27 protein-coding genes and 1 riboswitch are annotated in these 23506 nt (G+C 28.8%); of the genes, 2 read left to right on the top strand and 25 right to left on the bottom strand.

Annotation, left to right across the window (positions count from 1 at the left end; genetic code table 11):
- Positions 1 to 6: 6 nt before the first annotated feature.
- The 14 genes from rsmB to spoIVA all read right to left on the bottom strand — a co-directional run bounded on the left by rsmB (position 7) and on the right by spoIVA (position 13927).
- Positions 7 to 1320: a 16S rRNA (cytosine(967)-C(5))-methyltransferase RsmB gene (gene rsmB, locus ACZ5TJ_RS06955; RefSeq protein ID WP_464202202.1), complete on the bottom strand. Its 1314-nt coding sequence runs from the start codon at positions 1318 to 1320 to the stop codon at positions 7 to 9.
- A gap of 20 nt (positions 1321 to 1340) precedes the next feature.
- On the bottom strand, positions 1341 to 2033 hold the full coding sequence (locus tag ACZ5TJ_RS06950; RefSeq protein WP_464202201.1) for a zinc metallopeptidase: 693 nt from the start codon (positions 2031 to 2033) through the stop codon (positions 1341 to 1343).
- A 12-nt stretch (positions 2034 to 2045) separates the two neighbouring features.
- Positions 2046 to 2975: a methionyl-tRNA formyltransferase gene (gene fmt, locus ACZ5TJ_RS06945; protein WP_464202200.1), complete on the bottom strand. Its 930-nt coding sequence runs from the start codon at positions 2973 to 2975 to the stop codon at positions 2046 to 2048.
- A 36-nt stretch (positions 2976 to 3011) separates the two neighbouring features.
- Entirely contained in the window at positions 3012 to 3455 is a 444-nt protein-coding gene (gene def, locus ACZ5TJ_RS06940; RefSeq protein ID WP_039316132.1) for a peptide deformylase, read from the bottom strand.
- Between the two features lie 12 nt (positions 3456 to 3467).
- Positions 3468 to 5663 carry a primosomal protein N' gene (priA, locus tag ACZ5TJ_RS06935; RefSeq protein ID WP_464202199.1) on the bottom strand — a complete coding sequence of 732 codons (2196 nt, stop codon included), beginning with the start codon at positions 5661 to 5663 and terminating at the stop codon, positions 3468 to 3470.
- A 53-nt stretch (positions 5664 to 5716) separates the two neighbouring features.
- Positions 5717 to 6907: a bifunctional phosphopantothenoylcysteine decarboxylase/phosphopantothenate--cysteine ligase CoaBC gene (gene coaBC, locus ACZ5TJ_RS06930; protein ID WP_464202198.1), complete on the bottom strand. Its 1191-nt coding sequence runs from the start codon at positions 6905 to 6907 to the stop codon at positions 5717 to 5719.
- A gap of 5 nt (positions 6908 to 6912) precedes the next feature.
- A complete protein-coding gene (gene rpoZ, locus ACZ5TJ_RS06925; RefSeq protein ID WP_039316136.1) occupies positions 6913 to 7131 on the bottom strand; it encodes a DNA-directed RNA polymerase subunit omega in 219 nt (72 codons plus the stop codon).
- Positions 7112 to 7744: a guanylate kinase gene (gene gmk / locus ACZ5TJ_RS06920; RefSeq protein ID WP_055206369.1), complete on the bottom strand. Its 633-nt coding sequence runs from the start codon at positions 7742 to 7744 to the stop codon at positions 7112 to 7114. The genes rpoZ and gmk overlap by 20 nt, the downstream gene beginning before the upstream one ends.
- Positions 7744 to 8013: an extracellular matrix/biofilm regulator RemA gene (remA, locus tag ACZ5TJ_RS06915; protein WP_039316141.1), complete on the bottom strand. Its 270-nt coding sequence runs from the start codon at positions 8011 to 8013 to the stop codon at positions 7744 to 7746. Before remA ends, gmk begins: the two co-directional genes overlap by 1 nt.
- A gap of 15 nt (positions 8014 to 8028) precedes the next feature.
- Complete coding sequence (locus ACZ5TJ_RS06910; protein WP_045725629.1) at positions 8029 to 8910, bottom strand: YicC/YloC family endoribonuclease; 882 nt, start codon at positions 8908 to 8910, stop codon at positions 8029 to 8031.
- A gap of 157 nt (positions 8911 to 9067) precedes the next feature.
- The gene (locus ACZ5TJ_RS06905) at positions 9068 to 10429 is read right to left on the bottom strand and encodes an NCS2 family permease (RefSeq protein ID WP_464202197.1); all 1362 of its coding nucleotides are present in this window, start codon (positions 10427 to 10429) and stop codon (positions 9068 to 9070) included.
- 81 nt (positions 10430 to 10510) lie between these two features.
- A riboswitch (purine riboswitch) is annotated at positions 10511 to 10610 on the bottom strand.
- Between the two features lie 95 nt (positions 10611 to 10705).
- Positions 10706 to 11698: an asparaginase gene (locus tag ACZ5TJ_RS06900; RefSeq protein ID WP_464202196.1), complete on the bottom strand. Its 993-nt coding sequence runs from the start codon at positions 11696 to 11698 to the stop codon at positions 10706 to 10708.
- A 220-nt stretch (positions 11699 to 11918) separates the two neighbouring features.
- The gene (locus tag ACZ5TJ_RS06895; protein WP_464202195.1) at positions 11919 to 12314 is read right to left on the bottom strand and encodes a PBECR3 domain-containing polyvalent protein; all 396 of its coding nucleotides are present in this window, start codon (positions 12312 to 12314) and stop codon (positions 11919 to 11921) included.
- 134 nt (positions 12315 to 12448) lie between these two features.
- Positions 12449 to 13927, bottom strand: coding sequence for a stage IV sporulation protein A (spoIVA, locus tag ACZ5TJ_RS06890; protein ID WP_464202193.1), 1479 nt, complete (start codon positions 13925 to 13927; stop codon positions 12449 to 12451).
- Positions 13928 to 14097: 170 nt separating this feature from the next.
- Here spoIVA and ACZ5TJ_RS06885 point away from each other — a divergent pair, with 170 nt between their 5' ends.
- A complete protein-coding gene (locus tag ACZ5TJ_RS06885) occupies positions 14098 to 14628 on the top strand; it encodes a hypothetical protein (protein WP_464202192.1) in 531 nt (176 codons plus the stop codon).
- A 61-nt stretch (positions 14629 to 14689) separates the two neighbouring features.
- Here the strand turns inward: ACZ5TJ_RS06885 and ACZ5TJ_RS06880 are convergent, their stop codons facing one another.
- On the bottom strand, positions 14690 to 15853 hold the full coding sequence (locus ACZ5TJ_RS06880) for a THUMP domain-containing class I SAM-dependent RNA methyltransferase (protein WP_055206356.1): 1164 nt from the start codon (positions 15851 to 15853) through the stop codon (positions 14690 to 14692).
- 27 nt (positions 15854 to 15880) lie between these two features.
- A complete protein-coding gene (gene pyrR / locus ACZ5TJ_RS06875; protein WP_055206354.1) occupies positions 15881 to 16420 on the bottom strand; it encodes a bifunctional pyr operon transcriptional regulator/uracil phosphoribosyltransferase PyrR in 540 nt (179 codons plus the stop codon).
- Positions 16421 to 16543: 123 nt separating this feature from the next.
- Here pyrR and ACZ5TJ_RS06870 point away from each other — a divergent pair, with 123 nt between their 5' ends.
- On the top strand, positions 16544 to 17566 hold the full coding sequence (locus ACZ5TJ_RS06870) for an IS6 family transposase (RefSeq protein ID WP_464198879.1): 1023 nt from the start codon (positions 16544 to 16546) through the stop codon (positions 17564 to 17566).
- Positions 17567 to 17720: 154 nt separating this feature from the next.
- Here the strand turns inward: ACZ5TJ_RS06870 and ACZ5TJ_RS06865 are convergent, their stop codons facing one another.
- The 9 genes from ACZ5TJ_RS06865 to ACZ5TJ_RS06825 all read right to left on the bottom strand — a co-directional run bounded on the left by ACZ5TJ_RS06865 (position 17721) and on the right by ACZ5TJ_RS06825 (position 23493).
- Positions 17721 to 18638: an RluA family pseudouridine synthase gene (locus tag ACZ5TJ_RS06865; protein ID WP_464202188.1), complete on the bottom strand. Its 918-nt coding sequence runs from the start codon at positions 18636 to 18638 to the stop codon at positions 17721 to 17723.
- Positions 18639 to 18756: 118 nt separating this feature from the next.
- Positions 18757 to 19356, bottom strand: coding sequence for a DivIVA domain-containing protein (locus tag ACZ5TJ_RS06860; RefSeq protein ID WP_464202186.1), 600 nt, complete (start codon positions 19354 to 19356; stop codon positions 18757 to 18759).
- Between the two features lie 15 nt (positions 19357 to 19371).
- Positions 19372 to 20139 (bottom strand): YlmH family RNA-binding protein, encoded by a 768-nt coding sequence (locus ACZ5TJ_RS06855; protein ID WP_464202185.1) that lies wholly within the window; start codon positions 20137 to 20139, stop codon positions 19372 to 19374.
- A 1-nt stretch (position 20140) separates the two neighbouring features.
- Positions 20141 to 20413 carry a YggT family protein gene (locus ACZ5TJ_RS06850; RefSeq protein ID WP_464202184.1) on the bottom strand — a complete coding sequence of 91 codons (273 nt, stop codon included), beginning with the start codon at positions 20411 to 20413 and terminating at the stop codon, positions 20141 to 20143.
- A 15-nt stretch (positions 20414 to 20428) separates the two neighbouring features.
- Positions 20429 to 20899: a cell division protein SepF gene (locus ACZ5TJ_RS06845; RefSeq protein ID WP_039316165.1), complete on the bottom strand. Its 471-nt coding sequence runs from the start codon at positions 20897 to 20899 to the stop codon at positions 20429 to 20431.
- Between the two features lie 13 nt (positions 20900 to 20912).
- On the bottom strand, positions 20913 to 21575 hold the full coding sequence (locus ACZ5TJ_RS06840; RefSeq protein WP_464202183.1) for a YggS family pyridoxal phosphate-dependent enzyme: 663 nt from the start codon (positions 21573 to 21575) through the stop codon (positions 20913 to 20915).
- Between the two features lie 86 nt (positions 21576 to 21661).
- On the bottom strand, positions 21662 to 22396 hold the full coding sequence (locus ACZ5TJ_RS06835) for a DUF881 domain-containing protein (protein ID WP_464202182.1): 735 nt from the start codon (positions 22394 to 22396) through the stop codon (positions 21662 to 21664).
- Between the two features lie 21 nt (positions 22397 to 22417).
- Positions 22418 to 22756 carry a small basic family protein gene (locus ACZ5TJ_RS06830; RefSeq protein WP_464202181.1) on the bottom strand — a complete coding sequence of 113 codons (339 nt, stop codon included), beginning with the start codon at positions 22754 to 22756 and terminating at the stop codon, positions 22418 to 22420.
- Positions 22756 to 23493: a DUF881 domain-containing protein gene (locus tag ACZ5TJ_RS06825; protein ID WP_464202180.1), complete on the bottom strand. Its 738-nt coding sequence runs from the start codon at positions 23491 to 23493 to the stop codon at positions 22756 to 22758. Before ACZ5TJ_RS06825 ends, ACZ5TJ_RS06830 begins: the two co-directional genes overlap by 1 nt.
- Between the last annotated feature and the right edge of the window lie 13 nt (positions 23494 to 23506).

The raw sequence follows: 23506 nt of genomic DNA, 5'->3' as shown, positions 1-23506 counted from the left end.
CTCCTATTAAATCTTCTTAAGTTTAGCCATAAAGAAACCATCCATATATTCATTTGGTAATACTGTAAGCATACCATTATTATATATAAGATTATCTCCTTTACCTATAAATACTTCTTCTAATTTAGCATTTTTATGTTTATTTAAGAACCATTCTATGTTTGATTCATTTTCTTCTTTATTTAAAGTACAAGTTGAATAAACTATAGTTCCTCCATTTTTAACATATTGCCATGAAGTTTCCATGATTTCTCTTTGAATTTTAACTATTTCTTTAAGCTCATTTCTATTTTTATTCCATTTAATTTCAGGTTTTCTTTTTATTATTCCTATTCCTGAACATGGAACATCTATAAGTATTTTATCTGCTATTCCTATAAGTGATACATCAAGCTTAGTTGCATCCATTTCACTTAATGTAACATTTTCTATTCCTAATCTTTTGCAATTTTCATTAATTAATCCAAGCTTATTCTCATGTAAATCAAAAGCAAGTACTTTTCCAGTATTATTTAGTATTTCTGCTATATGAGTTGTCTTTCCACCTGGCGCACTACAAAGGTCTAATACAGTTTCACCTTCGTTTAAATCAAGTAAAGGTGCTACAAGCATTGCACTTTCATCTTGAACTGTTATTTTACCTTCATTAAATAGTTCATTGTTTTCTATGCTCTTTCCACCTGTAATTGAAATGGCCTCTGGTGCTATAAACCCTTCTTCTACATTATACCCACTTTTTTCTAACTCTTCAAATACTTCATCAAAATCACCTTTTAATGAATTTACTCTAACTGTAACTTTAGGAGTATAATTTAAACCTTCTAATATTTTTATAGCTTTCTCTTCTCCATACTGACTTATGAATAATCTTATAAGCCATGGTTCAAAAGAATATTCGTAAGCTAATTTGTAAATATTATTTTGAAACTTTAAAGAAGATTCTCCTTTTTTTCCGTAAGTTCTTAATATTCCATTTACTAATTTTGAAGATTTATCTGAAATTTTCTTTGCTTGTTCTACAGCTTCATTACATGCAGCATAGCTTGGAACCTTATCTAAAAATTTTAATTGGTAAAATGCAATTCTAAGTATATTTAATACTCTTTTATCCATTATTTTAATATCTCTAACAAAAGATGATATTAAAGTATCTAATGTTCTCTTTCTTCTAATTGTTCCATACACTATTTCTGTAACTAGTGCTTTGTCTTTATCATTTAACGCTGAATTATTTAATTCGTGTGATAATACTAAGTTTGAATAAGCACCTTCATTAAATACTCTATTCAACACTTTTAAAGCTATGCTTCTGCTATTCATAAAATACCTCTTTCTTAAGTTTAATCATCTCTTCTATTACTTATAGCAATTAATCTTATAAGTTGAGAAATTGCCATAAGTGTTGCTGCAACATATGTCATAGCTGCTGCACCTAAAACTTTTTTAGCTCCACTTACTTCATCTGAATATAGTATCCCTCTATTTTCTAATATTTTAATGGCTCTATTTGATGCATTAAATTCAACTGGAAGGGTAATAAGTTGGAAAACTACCGCAGCTGAAAATAATATAATACCTAAATTAACAAAAATCTTATATCCCATAAGCAAACCTATAAAGAATAATACCCATGATATATTCGTACTAAAGTTAACAATTGGTACGATTGAATTTCTTATAATAAGTGGTTCATACTTTTCTTTATGCTGTATCGCATGCCCAACTTCATGGGCTGCAATTCCAGCAGAAGATATACTATTTCCACTATATACTTCAGGTGATAATCTTAAAGTTTTAGTTGTTGGATCGTAATGATCTCCTAATTGTTTATTTATAACCTCAATGTTTACATACGAAAGCCCTGCATCATTTAACATCATTCTTGCAACTTGCTCTCCTGTATATCCATTTTTAGTTCTAACACCTCTATATTTATTATAAGTTGAAGAAACTTTAGCTTGCGCCCAAAAACTAAGGACTAAAGCTGGTACTAATATAAGCATTGTTGTATCAAAATAAAATGGATAATACATAAAAACACCTCTTTATCTACCTAATATAAATTGTTTATTAACTTCATGACCATTAATATATTGCTCTACAGTTAATGGTTTTGAATTTGGGAATTGCATTTTCTTGATTAGAAGAATACCTTCCCCTGTTGAAACTTCTATTCCTTTTTTTGAAACTGATATTATTTTTCCATTCTCTTCGTTTGAGTTTTTATTTATAACTTCACTTTCAAAAATTTTCATAGTACTTCCATCATATAAAGTATGTGCAACAGGCCAAGGATTTAAACCTCTTATCATGTTATGAATATCTTTTGCACTTTTACTCCAATCGATTTTAGCCATTTCTTTATTTAACATTTTAGCATAGAAAGTTTCATCACTTTGTTTTTCTGGAGTTATAGTATTATTAACTAACCCTTCTATAGTATCTACTAGAAGTTTTCCTCCTCTTTCTTTTAAAATATCATAAAGTTCTCCAGCTGTCATATGGTCTGTTATTTCAACTTCATCTTTTAAAAGCATATCTCCTGTATCTAATCCAACATCCATAAGCATTGTTGTATTACCAGATACTTTTTCACCATTCATAATAGCCCAATTTATAGGAGCTGCTCCTCTATACATAGGAAGAATTGAGCCATGTAAGTTTATGCATCCATACTTCGGTATATCTAAAACTTCCTTTGTTAATATTTGACCAAATGCTACAACTATTATAAAATCTGGGTTCATTTCTTTTAGCATTTCTATCATTTCTTTTTCATCTTTAAGCTTTTCTGGTTGATACACCTTTATATCATGCTTTAAAGCTTCTTCTTTAACTGGTGAAAAAGCTAATTTTTTTCCTCTACCCTTTGGTCTATCTGGTTGTGTAAATACAGCTTCTATCCCGTATTTATTTATTAATTCTTTTAATGATGGAACTGCAAAATCTGGAGTTCCCATAAAAACTATCTTCATAAAATACATTCCTCCTTTGTCTACTAATTTAAATTACTATTTAGCTTTGTCTATAAATAATACTCCATCTAAGTGATCATTTTCATGTAAAACTGCTCTTGCAAGTAACTCTTCAGCTTCTAAAACAAATTCTTCACCTTTTTCATTAGTAGCTTTTACTGTAACAAAGTAAGGTCTTTCAACTTCTTTTGATTGTCCTGGTACACTTAAACATCCTTCTTCATCTGTTTGACTTCCTGATGTTTTAATTATTTCTGGATTTATAAATACTCTAGCACCTTCTCCATCGTAAACGTCTATTACAAATATTCTTTTAAGTATTCCAACTTGTGGTGCTGCAAGACCTACTCCATCTGCTTCATACATAGTTTCTATCATATCATTTATTAAAGTTAAAGTTCTGTTATCTATTTTATCAACTACTTTACTTTTCTTTCTTAATACTTCATCTCCATTTAATCTTATATTTCTAATTGCCATTTCAAATTCCTCCTATAATAAGTTGTTTGGATTAATATCAATACTTATTCTTATTTCATTATATACACTCTTATTCATTTCATAAAGTGCATCTTTTATTTTTTTACATAACTCGTCTTTTATTTTGCCTTTAATTAGTATCTGCCACCTATTTTTATCTTTTATTTTTGATACAATACATGGTGTTGGCCCTAAAATATCTAAATTTTCATCTAATATATTATCTAACATCTCTTTTGATTTTTTCATAAATTCTTTTAGTTTTTCTTCATCTTTAGAAATACCTCTTATTAATAATATTTTGCCAAAAGGCGGATATTTCATAGCCTTTCTTACAGCTATTTCTTCTTTAAACATACCCATATAATTATTATTTATAACATATTTAAGACTTGGATGGTTTGGAGTATAACTTTGTATTATTACCTTTCCTTCCTTGTCTCCCCTACCTGCTCTTCCAGAAACTTGTGTTATAAGCTGAAATGTTCTTTCTCCAGACCTATAATCTGGTATATTTAAAGACATATCTGCTGATAATATTCCAACTAAAGTAATCCCTTTAAAGTCTAATCCTTTTGTTATCATCTGAGTTCCAATTAAAATATCAGCTTCTCTATTTTTAAAAGAATTATATATCTTTTCATAAGACTCCTTATTTCTTGTTGTATCAGCATCCATTCTTAATATTCTTGCATCTTTAAAATATTTTCTAACTTCGTTTTCTACTCTTTCTGTTCCAGCACCAAAAAACTTAACATATTTGCTTTTACATTTAGGGCATATCTTAACTTGTTTTTCAGCTCTTCCACAATAATGGCATACTAAATAACCATTTTTGTGATATGTCATAGATATATCACATTTCGGACATTTAAATACATACCCACAACTTCTACATGATATAAATGTTGAAAAGCCTCTTCTATTTAAAAATAAAATTATTTGTTCTTTTCTTTCTAGTGCTTCCTTCATTTCCTTATATAGCTTTCTTGAAAATAAAGACATATTTTTCACTCTTAATTCTTCTCTCATATCTACTATTTCCATAGTAGGAAGAGGTTTATTATCAACTCTATTCTTAAGTTCAACTAGTTTTAATTTTGAAACCATAGCATCTGCAAAACTTTCAACTGATGGAGTTGCAGAACCTAATATATATTTACAACCTTTTATTAAGCTTAAAAATTCTGCTACATCTTTTGTATTATATTTAGGATTGTGCTCTGATTTATATGTTCCTTCATGTTCCTCATCTATTATAATAAGCCCTAAGTTTTTAACAGGTAAAAATATTGCACTTCTTGCTCCAACTACTAATCTGCAATCACCTGATTTTACCCTGTACCATTCATCAAATCTTTCTCCATCTGAAAGTTTACTATGAAAAAGTGCTACATCTTCTCCAAATCTTCCTTTAAATCTTTCAATCATTTGTGGAGTTAAAGCTATTTCAGGCACTAAAACAATAGCCCCTTTTCCTTCATTTAAAGCTTTCTCTACAAGATTCATATAAACTTCTGTCTTACCAGAGCCTGTAACACCTTTTAAAAGAATTCCTTTTTCTTTTGAATTTTCAATATTAAAAATAGCTTCTCTTTGTTCTTCTGTTAAGTTTTTAGATAAGTCTTTATCATATACTCTCTTATTAAATCTATGAACTACTTTCTCATTAATATCTAGAAATCCGAATTCAATTGATTTATTTATCGTATACGTAGAAAAATTAAATTCTTTAGAAAGTTCTGCTTTTGAGTAAATTCCATCATTATTTTTTATGAAAGAAACTAGATTTTCATACTTTTCACTATTTTTAAGTTCTCTATCTATATCTTTATTAAAGACTATTACTTTCTTTTTCTTACTTTTCAGTCCTTTTATAAGACCTGTTGGAATTAAAACTCTTATGGCATCTATATGCTTGCACAATGTTTTATTTACTAAAAATTCTATAATTAATAAATCTTCTTTTGTAAGTATTGGATCTTCATCACAAAGTTTTGATATTTCTTTTATTTTATATTCTTCATTATACTCTGTTGAAAGTTCAATAACAAAACCTTCTGTAGGCTTATTCTTAAATCCAAATGGAACTTTTACTCTATGTCCTACACTTATTAAAGGTACTAACTCTTCTTTAACCTTATATGTAAAAGGCCTATCTATTTCTACAGCTTCATTATTTAAAATAACTTTTGCATATAGTTCCATTTTTAAGCCATCCTTTCATAAAAACTCTTTAATAATAGAAGAAAGCGCATAATCTAGCGCTTTCCTCCAATAATATCAAACAAATTACTAGCAACTTCTCTCTTGCTCATTATATCAAGTTCATTTACATTACCGTCTCTTGAAATTACAAAAACTTTATTTTGGTCACTCCCAAAACCAGTTTCTTGTGATGTAATATCATTTGCAATAATATAATCAAGATTTTTTCTTTCTAATTTGCCTTTTGCATTTTCTATCAAGTTACTACTTTCAGCTGCAAATCCAACTAAAATTTGTTTATCTTTCTTTTCTCCTAATTCTTTTAAAATATCGGAGTCTCTAGTTAGCTCAATATTTAATGAGCCTTCACCTTTTTTAATCTTTTCTTTGCTATAATTTTTTGGCTTATAATCTGCAACAGCAGCTGCCTTTATAACAATATCACTTGAATCGAAGTGTTTTGAAACTTCCTCTTTCATTTCACTGTTAGTATCTATTTCAATAACTTCTATTCCAATTGGTTTTTCTATACCTTTAGCTCCAGTTACAAGTGTAACTTCAGCTCCTCTATCTCTAGCTTCTTTTGCAATAGCATACCCCATTTTACCACTTGATCTATTTGTAATAAATCTAACTGGATCAATATTGGCTTTTGTAGGACCTGCGGTTACTAATACTTTCTTTCCGCATAAATCTTTTACTGGGTGAAGTGAAGTTAAAACATGTTCAAATATAACTTCTGGTTTTGGAAGTTTACCTTTTCCTATATCTCCACAAGCAAGTCTTCCAGAATCAGGTTCAATAAATTCATATCCTAAAGCTTTAAGCTTCTTTATATTTTCTTGAACTATTACATTTTCATACATATTTGTATTCATAGCTGGTGCAAATATAACTTTAGCTTTAGTTGCCATTATAGTTGTAGATAACATATCATCTGCAATACCATTTGCAACTTTTCCAATTATATTAGCAGTAGCTGGTGCAATAAGCATTACATCAGCTTTTTGAGCTAAGCTTATATGTTGAATTTCCCATGCCTTTGGCTCTGCAAACATATCTGTTACAACCATGTTTTGGCTTATTGATTGGAATGTAAGAGGAGTTACAAACTTAGTCGCAGACTCAGTCATTATAACTCTAACTTCTATTCCTTTTTTTCTTAAAGAACTTACAACATCTAAAGCTTTATAAACAGCAATACCTCCACAAACTCCTAGTACAACACATTTATCCTTATACATAGTAATTATTTTTCCTCAGTATCTACTGTTTCGTATCCTACTTTACCTTCATTAACTTCGTTTATAGCTATTGTTAATGGCTTGTTTGAGTCAACATCAACTAATGGTTCGCTACCTTCTATTATTTGTCTTGCTCTTTTAGAAGTTACTATTACTAGAGAATATCTATCTTCTACCTTTTTTAATAAATCTACTACTGATGGATTAATCATAGAGTTGTTCATGTATAAAACCCTCCTTAGAATCTAAAATATTATGATGCTTCATTCTATCTACTCTACATTTTTCTGCTGTTATTATAGCTTCAAGCTTTTTAACAGCTAAATCTACTTCATCATTAACTACAGCATAATTATATTTTGAAATATAATTTATTTCTTTATATGCTGATTTAAATCTTGTCATTAATGACTCAGGTGTTTCGCTTCCTCTTTTTATTATTCTTTGTTTTAATTCTTCCATTGAAGGAGGAAGTATAAATATGAATATACCCTCTTCACAATTCTCTTTTACCTTTAACGCTCCTTGGATGTCAATTTCTAAAATAACATCCTTTCCTTGCTCTAGCATTTTTTCAACACTAGATTTAGGTGTTCCATAGTAATTACCATACACTTCTGCATGTTCTAAGAAATCTCCTTCTTCCACTCTCTTAACAAACTCTTCTTTAGTAGTGAAGTAATAATTTACTCCCTCTACTTCACCTTTTCTTGGTGCTCTTGTTGTGGCTGAAACTGATAAGTAAATTTCCTTATGCTTTTCTAATAATGCCTTACAAATTGTTCCTTTACCAGCTCCTGAAGGACCTGATACTACTAATAAAACGCCTCTTTTCATTATTCATCTACCTCATCTTCATGATCATCTTTATTTGATAATCTGTGGGCTACTGTTTCTGGTTGAACTGCTGATAAGATTACATGGTCACTATCTGTTATTATTACGGCTCTTGTTCTTCTACCGTAAGTCGCATCTATAAGCATTCCTCTATCTCTAGCTTCTTGAATTATTCTTTTTATTGGTGCAGACTCAGGACTTACAATTGCAACTAATCTGTTAGCTGATACGATATTTCCAAAGCCAATATTAATTAATTTAATACCCATGTGTTTCCTCCTTTATTATTCTATGTTTTGAACTTGTTCTCTAATCTTTTCGATAAGATTTTTTATGTCAATGACTGTGTTTGTCATTTTCATATCATTTGCTTTAGAAGCAATTGTATTTGCTTCTCTATTCATTTCTTGAACAATAAAATCAAGTTTTCTTCCTATTGGTTCATCTAAATTTAGTGTGTTTTTCATTTGAGATATATGACTTCTAAGTCTTATAATCTCTTCATCTACAGTAGCTTTATCAGCAAAGATTGCAATTTCAAGTGCAATTCTATTTTCATCGATTTCCATTCCTTTAGTTAGTTCTTTTATTCTTTCTTCTAACTTTTCTTTATACTTTTTAGGAACTAAATCAGCAACCTTTTCTACTTCTAACACAAGATTATCTATTGTATCTAATTTTTTTATTATATCTTCTTTAAGCTTTTCTCCTTCTCTTTCTCTCATTTCTATCATATTATCAAGAGAAATTTCAAGTAACTGTCTTATTTCTTCAAACACTTCTTCAATATTTTCTTCTTTTTCTACAACAGAAATAACATCAGGAAATCTTGCTATTTTAGTTGACGTTATATCATTTACTACATCTAATTCTTCTGATATTTTCTTTAAAGAATCATAATAACTTTTTGCAAGAGTACTGTTTACTTCACAAACACTTTCTCCACTACCAAAGCTTTTTAAATTTATAAATACGTCTACCTTGCCTCTATTTAATCTTTCACTTATTATTTTACGAATTTTTTCTTCTAAAGGAAAAATTGACTTTGGCATTCTAATATTCATATCTAAATACCTGTGGTTTACACTTTTCATTTCTATTTGAAAAAGTCTATCTTTACCCTCTTCACTTCTAGCTCTACCGAAACTAGTCATACTTTTAATCATCATTTCCCCTCCTTTTTATAAAAAGTTTAAATAGTATAAATACATATTATTTTAACCACCTTTTAAAGTCAATACTTTGTTTACAAAATGTTTACAATTGAATAAAAAAAAGCTTTCTCCTGCTAAGAGCAAAAGAAGGCCTTTAGTTTATTTATATTTATAAGAAATATAATTTAAATAAGAATATTAATGCAAGAACTATCATGACTACTGATATATTCTTCTTATCTTCCTTATTTTTCGCAAAGAATATATTGTATAAAGTATTGATTATAACATATGCTAATACTCCAAGTGTTAATCCATCACCAATGCTATATGTTAAAGGCATTGCAGCTATTGTAATGAAAGCTGGGAACCCTTCTGTTATCTCATCAAAGTCAATATTTTTAACTGCACCAAGCATTAAGTAACCAACATATATTAAAGCTGGTGCTGTTGCACATCCTGGGATAGCTACAAAAATTGGTGAAAAGAACATTGCAACTAAGAATAATAAACCTGTAGTTACAGAAGTCCAGCCAGTTCTTCCTCCAGCTAAAACACCTGTAGAACTTTCAACAAATGTTGTAACTGTTGAAACCCCCATACAAGCTCCAACTGTTGTACCTACAGCATCTGCCATAAGCGCTTTTCCTGCATTTGGAATATTCCCATTTTCGTCAAGCATACCAGCTCTTGATGATACCCCAACTAATGTTCCAATAGTATCAAAGAAATCAACAAATAAGAATGTACAAACAATTGCAATAAAACTCCATATAGTTTCTGGATGTAACATGTATTCAAAATCTAATTTACCAGCTATTGGAGCTATGCTTTCAAATTTAATAATTCCATTTGGTAAAAAGATTCCAAGAGCATTTGCATATTCAGGATCAAATAATGCATATCCCCATGCTATTAAAGTTGATACTACTATACCTATAAGAATAGATGCTTTAACCTTCTTTTTATCTAATACTGCTATAACAATTACACCAATTGCTGCTATGATAACTGTAGGATTTCTAAATTCTCCAAGAGCTAAAAATGTATCAGGATTTGATACAACAATTCCACTACCTGTAAGTCCGATAAATGCTATAAATAGTCCAATACCTGCTGTAACTGCAAATTTCATATTCATTGGAATTGCATTGACAACCGCTTGTCTAACTTTAAATAATGACATAAGAATAAATATTATACCTTCAATAAATACTGCAGTAAGCGCAACTTCCCATGATATTCCTTTACCTATTACTACAGAAAATGCAAAATATGCATTAAGTCCCATACCTGATGCAAGAGCAAATGGCAAGTTAGCATATACACCCATCAAAATAGTTGCAAAAGCTGCTCCTAAACACGTAGCTGTAACTAAAGCACCTTGATCCATTCCTGTTTGTCCTAAAATACTTGGATTAACAGCTATTATGTACGCCATCGTTAAGAATGTAGTTATACCTGCAATAACTTCCTTTTTGTAGTCGACATTTTTATTGTTTAAAATGTCTAAAAATCTTTTCTCTTTCATACTTTCCTCCCACAACTAAAAAAAGTCATTATAAATTACCTAAACAAAGATAACTCATAATGACTTTCTTAAAATAATATCCTTTAAAAAGTCCTCTCTCATAGTCAGATATTTAAGGTATCTGGTAGAAACTCGCAAGCCTTATTCTTGCGATTATATGAGTATTCCCGTTTACAATACTATTGTATTTAATTAAACGAATATTGTCAATATTTTTAAGTGTATTATTTTTAATATATACGAATATTATTTAATTATAACATATTAAGATTCACATTATTCATGTTCATACAAACCTTTTTCAAACATTTCTCTTATTTCGTCCGTATTTTTACCTGCATTAACTGCAACTAATAATTGTATTCTTGCCTTTTGTCCTGGCATTGTATCTCCAAATATTACACCAAGATCCATAAGATGCTTTCCACCACCTTCATATCCGTAGCTTTCATATACTCTTCCTTCAAAACATCTTGAAACTACAACTACAGGTATGTTATTTTTAATAGCACGTTTAACTCCTTCAACCATTGTAGGTGGTATGTTTCCTCTTCCCATAGCTTCTAAAACTATTCCTTTATATCCGTTATTAATAACAAAATTTATGTAAGAAGAATCCATTCCAGCTACACATTTTATAAGTGCAACATCCTTGTCCATACTTTCTGGAACAACTTTTCCTCCTTTTTGTCCTTTTCTATAGAATATAACCTTATTATTATCAACTATTCCAACCGGTCCAAAGTTTGGGGTTCTAAATGCATTCAAAGCCATAGAATTTGCCTTTGTAACTTCTCTTGCATCATTAAGTTCTCCATTAAAACATACAATTACGCCACGTCCTCTTGATTCTTCTGCTATTGCTGTACATATTGAAGTGGCAAGATTAAAAGGTCCATCATATCCAAGTTCAGAACTACTTCTCATAGCTCCTGTTACGACAACTGGTTTTTTAGTTTTAACTGTTAAATCTAAAAAATATGCTGTTTCTTCTAATGTATCTGTTCCATGAGTTATTACAATCCCCGAAATATCCTCTCTATCTGCAAGTTCTTGAACGAACTTAGATAACTCAAGCATTATTTTTGGTGTCATATGTGGTGATGGAAGAGATGAAAAATTATAATTTATAACTTCTGCATATTCCTCTATTCCTGTAACCATTGCCATTATTTGCTCGCCACTTAAACTTGGCACTGCTGCTTTTATTCTATCATCAACTTTCATTGATATTGTTCCACCATTGAAAACAACTGCTACCTTTTTCAAAGTATATCCCTCCATTTTCTTTCGTATTTTATTTAGGACAAAAAAGAACTTTTGGCTTTTTTCCAAAAGTCTTTTAATATTTTTGGTAGGTCGGCGTATCCTACATCTCTGTTTACTAAAGAAATTAGCGCGTGAGGAGCCTTTGCTCACCTCAAAAATTTTATCCCACTTAATTATACATATTTAACTTCTAACTTTTCAAGAAAATAATATTATTTTACTATACAGCTTCTTTTATACTTCCACTATATAATTTATTTTTCATCTTACTTTTTGTTACAGGATACATACTCGCTACATAAAGATATCTATTTTGTATATCAAATTCTAAAACTAGCATTATATAAGAATCAATCTTCTTAACTAGCTCAATAGCACCAATTTCCGTTTTTCTTTTATTCATACCAATATAATCTGGACTACATATTATTCTCTCAATTATTATAGTTAAATTGTCCTTTATATTTCTAGTTAATTGTTTGCCATGTCTTCTTATTATATGCCTTAAAACTCCTGGTGAAGCATATACATCTCCATAAAATTCAAATCCTAACTTTGTTGCAGCTTCTGCATTTATAACCCCAACCTTTTTATAAGCCTTGTATTTGTCAATCATAATACCTCACCATGCCCTTTGTGTAATATTATTTTACCTGTACACTATATTATATACTCTTCTTTTAAAAATTAGCCCAATAAATAATAAAAAAACTAGTATTTTAGAACTTTCTAAAATACTAGCTTTTTATCTTATAAGATTATGCAGATTAAACCGCCATTACCTTCATTTATTATTTTTTGTAATGTTTTTTGTATTTTTACTTGTACATCTTCTGGCATTTTATATAGTTTATTTTGAAGACCTTCTTTAACTAATACTTCTAGAGATTTCCCAAACATATTACTTTGCCATAAAGTTGCTGGATCATTTTCAAATTGTTCTAAAAGTGATTTTACAAGTTCTTCTGATTCTTTTTCTGATCCCATTATAGGACTTATTTCTGTTTGTATATTTGCTTTAATAAAATGTAATGAAGGTGCACTTGCCTTTAATTTAACGCCATATTGTGAACCATGTTTTACAATTTCAGGTTCTTCAAATTTCATTTCCTTAAGTTGTGGTGCAACTAAACCATATCCAGTTTCATTTACATCTTTTAATGCATCTTTTACTTTATCATATTCTTTCTTAGCTACATTTAATTCTTTAACTATTGAAAGAAGATCATTTTCTGAATTTACATCAAGCTCACAAATTTCACTTAATACTCTATAGAATATTCCGTCTTTAGGTTTCATTATAACATTTGCAGTCCCTATCCCAAGGTCTATATCTTTTATAAATGCATCTCCTAAAAACTCCTCTTCTCCTAAATTATCTAAAGAAGTTTTAATGTCTCTTATTTTTGATATGTTTTTGCTAATCCCTCTTATTATGTTAAAGAAATCCTTTTTAAGCCAATGTTCTGCTTCAAGCTTTTCAAGCCATTCTGGCATATCAATATTAACTTCTTTTACTGGGAATTCTTTAAGTACATTCTTAAATAAATCCTCAATATCCTCTTCAGTCATATTTGCCACATCCATAACTTGAACTTCAACATCGTACTTGTCTTCCATTTCTTTTTTAATCTGTTGTGTTTCTTTTGAATTTGCTCTTTGGCTATTAAGTACTACTACAAATGGTTTATTTATAGATTGCAACTCAGAAATAACTCTTTCTTCAGCCTCAACATAATCCTCTCTTTCAAGACCTGTGATACTTCCATCTGTAGTTATAACTAAACCTATTGTTGAATGGTCTGTTATAACTTTTCTTGTTCCTATTTCAGCTGCATCTTCAAATGGAATTTCATAATCATACCAAGGAGTATTAACCATTTTAACATTGTCTCCTTCAATATAACCTAAAGCTTCTTTTACTATATATCCTACACAATCTACCATTCTTACTTTAAATTTTAATTCGTCATCAATGTTTATTTCAATGGCTTCATTTGGCACAAACTTTGGTTCTGTAGTATGAATCATTTTTCCTGATCCACTTTGTGGTAGTTCATCCTTTGCTCTTTCTTTTTTAAATTCATTATCAATCTTTGGTATTACCATAAGGTCCATAAACTTTTTAATAAAAGTTGATTTACCAGTTCTAACTGGACCAACAACCCCTACGTAAATGTCACCTTGGGTTCTTTCTGATATATCTTTATAGATTTTAAAGTTGTCCAAGAAATTACCTCCTAACTATTTTGTAACAATATATATATATTCCTACAATTAAATTTATATACTATTTTTTCCAAAAAACTTTATAATAAAATTCATATTAAATTGCCAAATAATAAGAAATTATGGTAAAATATTAATATGGAATTTTTATGAACAAAGGGGATGATATTATGGAATTAAAAAAAGAATTCATAAAGTCAACAATTGATTATATCAATAGTTTTTCAAAATGTTTTTTCATCACAACAATTGATGAGATTGATGTTATAAAATTACTTTTAAATATATTATCTAAAGAAATAGAATCTTCTAAAAAAATATTTTTACTTTCAGATAATCAAAAATATTTAAATTCAGTTTTTAAAAATATTGAAACTGGAATTAAATTAAATACTCCTTATAAAATTAAACAACATATGCTATTTTTTAATATACTAGACAAAAAACTATTAAAGTCAGAACCTTTAGATACAGAAATATTAATTGTTTACCCATACCAAAATATTAAGCCTAAAGAACTTGCTAAATATGTTAGTAAGTGTACAAACCTTCAAAAGTTAATTATTTTAGGTAACAAGTTTGATAAGGCAAAACTTCCTTATGAAATTAATATTTTAAATGTCTCAGACTTTTCATTTTTACCTACTCATTCATCACTCTACTATAAATATATGACCTCTAGGCTTACAGATATGAAATAAAATAAAAGAACTTTTTCATTATTGAAAAAGTTCTTTTATTTTATATTTTATTTTTTAATTATTAATCCATTAAACATTGAAGAACTGTATCTCCAGCATTTTTTATTAAACTGTTATCAAAATATTGATAATAATAGCATTTTAATTTACCATTATATAATTTTCTATTTTTTGATGATTTCATACCAAAATCCTTTTGGAAATCTTCATATGATGTTAAAATATTATATTCCCAATCTTTATATTGTTTTTTGTACTTTCCAAATATTCCGTAAAGCTCTTTTACTTCTTTTTTATCACTTAATCTTTCACCATATGGTGGGTTTGAAATTATAAACCCATACTTATGCTTATTTGAGAATCTTCTAAAGTCACGTTCTTGGAATTCTATATATTTATCTACATTAGCTTTCTTTGCATTTTCTTTTGCAACTCTTAATATTCTATGATCAATATCATAACCTATAAGTTTTAAATCTTTATCCTTTATGGCTCTTCTTGCACCTTCTCTTACTTGATCATATATATTTTTTGGCATAGTTGGCCATGTTTCTGAAACAAACTCTCTATTAAGTCCTGGCGCAATGTTTTGCATTATCATACAAGCCTCTATAAGTATAGTTCCTGAACCACAAAATGGATCAATTAATATATAGTCTTCTTTCCATCTTGATAATAAAACCATTGATGCAGCTAAAGTTTCCTTAAGTGGTGCAGCTCCTGCAAGTTCTCTATATCCTCTTTTATGAAGTCCTACTCCTGATGTATCAATAGTTAAAGTTACTTTATCTTTTAAAATTGCAACTTCTATTTTATATACAGGACCATCTTCTTCAAATTTATCTATTCCATATGCTTCACTCATTTGAGTAACTATAGCTTTTTTAACTATTGATTGACAATCTGGCACACTATAAAGAGTTGACTTTATTGATTTACCAACAACGTGCATAACTCCATTTTTAGGTATTATATTACTCCATTTAACACTTTTTGTTCCTTGGAATAGTTCTTCAAAGCTTCTAGCTTCAAATTCTTTCATATTTATTAATACTCTATCAGCTGTTCTTAAATGAATATTTGCAATAGCAATATCCATTTCATCGCCTTCAAAATGAACCTTACCATTTTCTGTTTGTAAGTTTTCATATCCTAAAGCTTTAAGCTCTTTTGCAGTAACTCCTTCTATACCAAAAGTAGTTGTTGCTATTAACTTATATTCCATCTAATTTCTCTCCTTTAAGCTTTATCCTTATTCATTTTCGTATATCTTTACTGAATCTTCTCCGTCTATTTCTAAAATCTTAACTCCAACAATCTCATCTCTTGATGTTGGTATATTTTTTCCTACATAATCAGCTCTTATAGGAAGTTCTTTATGTCCTCTATCTATAAGTACTGCAAGTTGTATTCCATTTGGTCTTCCAACATCAATTATAGCATCAATTGCAGCTCTTACAGTTCTACAAGTATATAAAACATCATCAACTAAGATAATTGTTTTTCCTTTTACATCTACACCTAAATCTAAGCTTTGTACCTCTGGCATATCATTAGCCTTTGTTAAATCATCTCTATATAATGTTATGTCAACTGACCCTACAGGAACTTTTATACCTTCTATCTCTCCTATTTGCTTTGATATTCTCTCAGCTAATGGATATCCTCTTCTTTTAATTCCAAGTAGTACTACATCTTCTACGCCTTTATTTTTTTCTATTATTTCATGGGATATTCTAATTAAACTTCTCTTTATGGCTTTATCATCTAAAAGGTTTGCTTTTAATTTCATTTTTTACCTCCTAATAACTATATACGATCTGTTAAGTTATATGAACATTGATTCTCTCAACCTTAGGAAATACAATAAGTTTGCAAAGACTAAATTACCCCCTAGAAAAGGAGAGAGAAAACAATGAACAAAACAAATATTAGATGCCCTCGTTGTCACTCTAATAAACTATATAAATTTGGTTTTGACAAACAGGCTAATCAAAAATATCAATGTAAAAAATGTAAGCGCCAATTCATCGCTAGCGATGGTGATGGAGTTCCTAAAATGAAGTATCCTAAGTGTCCAAAGTGTGATAAAGGAACTTATTTACATCATTCTTACAAACACTATAATAGATATAAATGTAATAATAAAAAATGTAATCATATTATTGTGCAACATCATAATTTTAATATTGATTCACCATCTAGCGAAGCTATTACCGGGGCCCTTTCTATGAAAGGAATGCGATTCCCATTACAAATTATTATTACAGCACTAACATTATATTACTTGAACAATACATCAACTAGAGCTATATCTCAATTTCTTATGAACACCTTTAATATAAAAGTGTCTCATGTAACTATCGCTAACTGGAGCAATAAATTTGCTCCATACTTTAAACTCAAAGCAGATAACTTTAAACAACAAGTAGATTTGCAATCTGACGATTGGCACGCTGATGAGACTGTTGTTTTTATTAACGGAGTAAAACATTATTTATGGTTAGTTATAGACTCTGAAACGCGATTTATAATATCTTTTCATTTAAGTAGATATAGAAATGAAAGCTCTGCTTTTTCTCTGATCAATGAAGCTAAAAAATATGGTTCACCCTCTAACCTAATTACAGATAGATGGCCAGCTTATAACGAAGCGATAGCTACGCTATTACCGGAAACAAAACATGTACCAGTTAAGCCAATGTCTAGTGATATAAATAATAATCTTATAGAATCTTTTAATAAGACTTTTAAAGCTTGGTATAAGTCCAAAAAAGGATTTAACTCATTTGAAAAAGCTAATAATCTTATTTTTATGTTTATATTTCACTATAATTTTATAAGAATTCATGGGTCGTTAAATAACCTTACTCCCGCTGAAGTCGCTGGCTTCTCTAGTGATAATTTATCTAGGCAATCTTGGTTTATAGCTGCTTAATTTATTAAGAATATCTTTGATTAACCTGCTTGAAAAATTATATTTTGCAGGTTTATTTGCCATGCGCAAATATAGTCAAACTTATATAATTTTCAAAGAACGAGAAAATCTATGATTTATTAAGCTATTTTTTCATAACAACTTAACAGATTCACTATATATTATCTTTTCTTAAATTTTCTATTAGAGCTTTAAAATTTTCTGGAAGTTCTGATGTAAATTCTACATACTCATTTGTTCTTGGATGTATAAATCCTAAAGTTTTTGCATGTAGCATTTGTCCTTCACATTTAAACTTTCCTTTTTTAAATCCATACACAGGATCTCCAACTAAAGGATATCCAATTGAACTCATATGAACTCTTATTTGATGAGTTCTTCCAGTTTCTAATACACATTTAACTAAAGTAGTATTCTTAAATCTTTCAATTACTTCGTAGTGAGTTACTGCTCTTTTTCCATCTTCAACAATTGCAATTTTAAGTCTATCTTTTTTTGATCTTGCAAGTGGTTTATCTATAGTTCCACTATTAGCTTTTATTCTTCCTTCAACTAAAGCATAATATTCTCTCTTCATAGAGTGTTCCTTAAGTTGATCTGATAATTTATTATGTGCTTCATCATTTTTTGCAATAACTAATATTCCTGTTGTATCTTTATCGATTCTATGTACGATACCAGGTCTTATTACTCCATTTATACTTGATAAATCAGTGCAATGATATAATAAAGCATTTACTAAAGTTCCATTATAATTTCCTGGTGCTGGATGAACAACCATTCCTTTTGCTTTATTAACTACTATTACATCACTATCTTCATATATAATATCTATTGGTATGTTTTCAGCTTCAACTTCAAGTTCCTTAGGTTCCTTCATAAAAACTTTTATTTCATCGTTTTCTTTAAGTTTATAATTACTCTTAACTTTTTTATTATTAACTAAAATGCTTTCTTCCTCTATTAAACCTTGAATATAACTTCTTGATTTACCTTCAAATTTCTCTGAAAGGAATTTATCAATTCTAGTCCCTTTATCACAAGTATCTATATTATAAATAATTTCTTCCATATTATTTTGTTCTCCTAATTCTTTATTACCTATCAATTATAATATATTCCTCTCTGTTACTCAACATAAAGGTAATATAAAAAAATCAGCATTACAAATTCCTGTAATGCTGAAAATATTAATCTTCTTTATTTGCAAAGAAACTTTTTATTTCTTTTAAATCATCTTGAGATACTTCTTCATTAACTTCATTATAACTTTCTTCATAAGCTATATCTTTAATACCAATTTCTTCTTCAACAGGAGTTGATATAGAATAATTTTTATTTAAATCCTTTTCTAAATCATCAAATGTTTCTAATTGAGTATTTATAAAATTTCTAAACTTAGCTCTAAATTTAATAAATTCTTGTTTAACTCTATCAAATTCATCATTTATTTGAATAACATCATTGTGTGCTTTATCAACAATTCTTTGTGCAGTTTCATTTGCATTTTTAACTATTAATTCAGCTTCTTTTTGTGAGCTTTCCTTAGCTTGGTCTGCAGCATTTTGAGCTAAAACTAATGTATTTTGAATTGTGCTTTCTATTTTAGCATAATGTTCTACTTGCTCATTTAAAACTTCTATCTTTTCTTTAAGTTTTGCATTTTCCTTATATAATTCCTCATAATTATCTACAACGTCATCTAAGAATTCGTCTACTTCATCTTGAAGATATCCTCTAAGACCTTTCTTAAATTCCTTATTATTAATATCCATTGGAGTTAATTTCATTACTTCACACCTCTATTATGTATATTTTTTAATCTCAATTTTATATTTACCACTTTTACTTTGACCACTACATTCGCCTATGATAAATTTACCATATCTCCTTATCGTAACTCTGTCACCTTTTGATATTTCAAAACTTTTACTTCTAGTTACAGTATAGTTTACTAAAACAAGTCCTTCTTCGATAATCTCCTGTGCTATCCCCCTAGACTTTTTTATAAGTTTAGCTACAACTGAATCTAATCTCATAGACTGAATCAAAATAAATTCATTTTTAAATTGATGATTTATATCTTCTATCCCTGTAGTTATTTCTTTAATTTTACATGGATTTTTTGAAATCCTTTCAAGACTCATAATAATATAATCAGAAATATCTGCACAAACTGCGACATAACAAATATTATTATCCACTATTAAATCACCAATTTTATCTCTTTCTATCCCAAGTGATAATAAACTACCTAAATAATTCCTATGTGTAACTTCATTAAATTTAGATGATGCATCTATTTTTAAAACTTTAATAGGAAATTCTATATTATATAAATTATTAAATGATATCATACGTCTTTCAGAATCGTTAAATACTCCAAAAGTTTCTACCTTTAACCCTTTTAACTTTACTTCATCCTCAAAAAATTTCCATATGTTTGGCGGATAAAAATCATTACCAAACATAGGAATATCTTTTTCGTACGCAAGCATCATCTTTTTATATAAATTTAATGCAGTAATCTTTTCTTCATCTTTAAACTTTTTTTCAATAACTTCTTTATACATATTAAATTAAACCAACTCCTATTATTAAATGAATAACAATAGGTTTTAATATATCTAACGCTACTAATGCAAATATTGGAGATATATCTATAGGAAGATTTCCAATAAATCTTTCTTGTATATATCTAAAAGGTCTTAATATAGGTTCAGTAAAGCTTTGTAATATTGCCATAAAAGTATTATTTCTATCATGAATAAACCAAGACAAAATACATTCTATTAATATAGCAAGTTCTACAACTCTAAATAATGAACTAATAAGATATATAAGCATCTTTAAATCCTCCTATTATTTTGACCAGTTAAATAATGCCTTTGAAGTTAATTCGCTTTTTAGTTCACTAGTTACTTCTACATTTGAAGGTGATAGAAGATATACTCTCTTTTCAATTTCTTGAATATCTCCATGAAGTGCATAACATGAACCACCAATAAAGTCTAATAATCTTTGTGCAGTTCTAATATCTAAATTTGTTGTATTTACAACAACTATTCTTCTATTTCTAACTGCATCACATATTTCCATTGCTTCTTCATAAGCAGTAGGCTTTGTTATTAAAACCTTTGCTGAGGCAGATGTGTGAATGTTAACAACTTTATTTGATTTCTTTCCTGAAATGACTGGTTCTATGCTTTCATCTACTACCATTTCATCATCTGATCCATCTTGGAAGTTTTCTTCGAATTCATCATCTTCGAAATCTTCATCAAAATCTCCAAATCCTAAAATATTTTTCATTTTTGATATCATATTTGCCATATTCTTTCTCCCCCTAAATATTGTAATTTCTTTCTCCAAATATGCCAGTTCCAACACGTACCATATTTGAACCTTCTTCTACGGCTATTTTATAATCATGTGTCATTCCCATGGATAGTACTTCCATAGTTATATTTTTAAATTCTCTCTTACCTAAGTCTGAGAAAATCTCATGAGTTTTTCTAAAGTAATTTCTATTACTTTCTTCATCACCTTTAGGAATAATTACCATTATACCTTTTACTTTTACGTTATTACATTTTTCAACATTTTCAATTAATTCTTCTAAATCTTCAAGAAGCACTCCACTTTTACTTTCTTCTCTTCCTATATTTATTTGAATTAATGTATTTGCTATAAGATTTTCCTTTCTATATAAATCTTCAATCTTATTTAATAATTTAACGCTAGATAATGAATGTATTAAATCTACCTTACCAACTATATATTTCACTTTATTAGTTTGTAATTTACCTATAAGATGCCATTTTACATCTTTGTGAAAACTTTCTTCCTTACGAACAAGCTCTTGAACCTTATTTTCTGCAAATTCTCTTAATCCATAGTCATAAGCTTCCTCCATTTCCTCTAAGGATCTTGTTTTAGAAACAGCTAAGAGCTTAACATTGTCTGGTAATTCTTTAACTATATTGTCTATATTCTCTTTAATACTCATAAAAGCCTCCTTACAAGAGTTTTCACTCTTCTTAATTACTATTCTTCATTTATCTTAAATTTCCTCCAAAAAAATAAAATTTTTTATTATTTTTCAGTATATTCTTTCATATAATTTGATGAACTAATTTTAGATGCTGCTGGCATTAAAATATTATCCTTTTTTTCTACCTTAACAGATAATTCTCTAATCATAAGTTCTCTTACGTGACTTCCATCTTCATAAAGTGATGCCTCAAGCGTATCTGGATCACCTATTGCATAAATATAAAACGGTGCATACTCTGTTGTTTCATCTTCAAACCCTAGAAAAGCCCAGTTACAAATAACACCTGAATTTGGCATAACCCTATGATTATTTATAGTTATAGCTTCTGCTCCAGCTTTTCTTAAATCATTTATAACTAACGCCATATCATTGTCATGAAATATTTTAGATTTTGTTTCAAATTCTGTATCTTTATTTAAATCTATGTTACCATCATTTATTTTAAGTAAAATACCCGGTCCTTGAACTTCAGTATTCCCAGTAATCATACCATAGTCTTTAAATTGATTTTTCATGCTTTTTAAAATCTTATCTTGTTTTTTGTCATCATACTTATACTTATTAATCGTATCTTGTATATCTTTATTTCTATTTTTTAAATTTGTTATTTCTTTATACAAATCATTTCTTTCAGATATCGCATTTTGATATTCTTTGGCATTAAACCTAAGTGGTGATTCAAATATTTTACTAAAATTTATATTAAATGCTATTAATAATCCCACAAATATTGAGGCAAAAAATAAAATTAATCCTCCACTAGTTTTCTTCATATACCCTCCTATCTCTCTTTCTTAGCGAGACTTAATTTTTTCTAAAATAAGTCTTCTTATTATTGCGAAGTTATCAAATATTCTTCCTCCAAATACTATAACTGCTGCAATATATATTGGTATTCCAAGCTTATCTCCTAAATAAGCAAGCCCTGCTGCAAGTAATGCATTACCAAAGAATCCTGATATAAATATATCTGCTCTAAAATTTTTTGATAAATTTGCTCTTATTGCACCAAAGACAGAATCTAAACATGCAAGTATTGCAACTGACATATAAGGAGAAAATTTTTCTGGTATATTTACATCAAATACAAATCCAAAAATTACTCCAATTAATAGCCCTATAAATGGTACCATTACTTAGCCTCCTTCTTTTCAACTGGTTTTAAATAATCACTTTTAATTGTTTGAGTTGTTTTTTCAATAACTATGTTATCACTTTGTTCTACTTCACAATTATAATTTTGAAGTGCTCCAAAATCTAAAGATCCTGGGAAATTTAACCCAACATTCAATCTTGCTTTATCTCCAATTGCTTTTATTGTTATAGGTTCTTTTGGACTTACTTTACCAGCAGATCCTATCCAAATATAATTACTTGAATTTTTAATACCAGTTTGTGGGGTTACTCTATATCCATTTATTGATATTGCTTCAGCTTTTGAATACCAAAGTAAATTTACAATATGAATTAACTCTTCTTCACTTATACTTCTTCCCGTTTCATCGGAACTTGAACCAAATATTGATGTTTTAGGTGTAATTTTTATTATTACACCAGGACCTGATACGTCTACAAGTCCTAAATGCATTCTTGCAGAATCAAGTTGATTTTTAATTTCCTTACCTACGTTACCTTCTTTAGCTGCCGCATCCTCTAATTTTTTAAGTTCCTCATTAATTGCATTATTTTTATTTTGAAGCTCTTCTTTTTCCTTTTTTAAACTATCGATTTCTGTAATAATATCACTTTTATTATAATTTTCTGTACTACCATCATTATTTTTACTAAGTAATTTAAATTGATATGCAAGTAAAAAACCTAGTAATGCACAAACTATTGCAATTGAAATTTGTGCGGTGGATTTTTTCATTAAAATAACCTCC

It is taken from the genome of Clostridium budayi (assembly GCF_055396605.1).
This window is presented reverse-complemented; position numbering and strand designations above follow the sequence as displayed.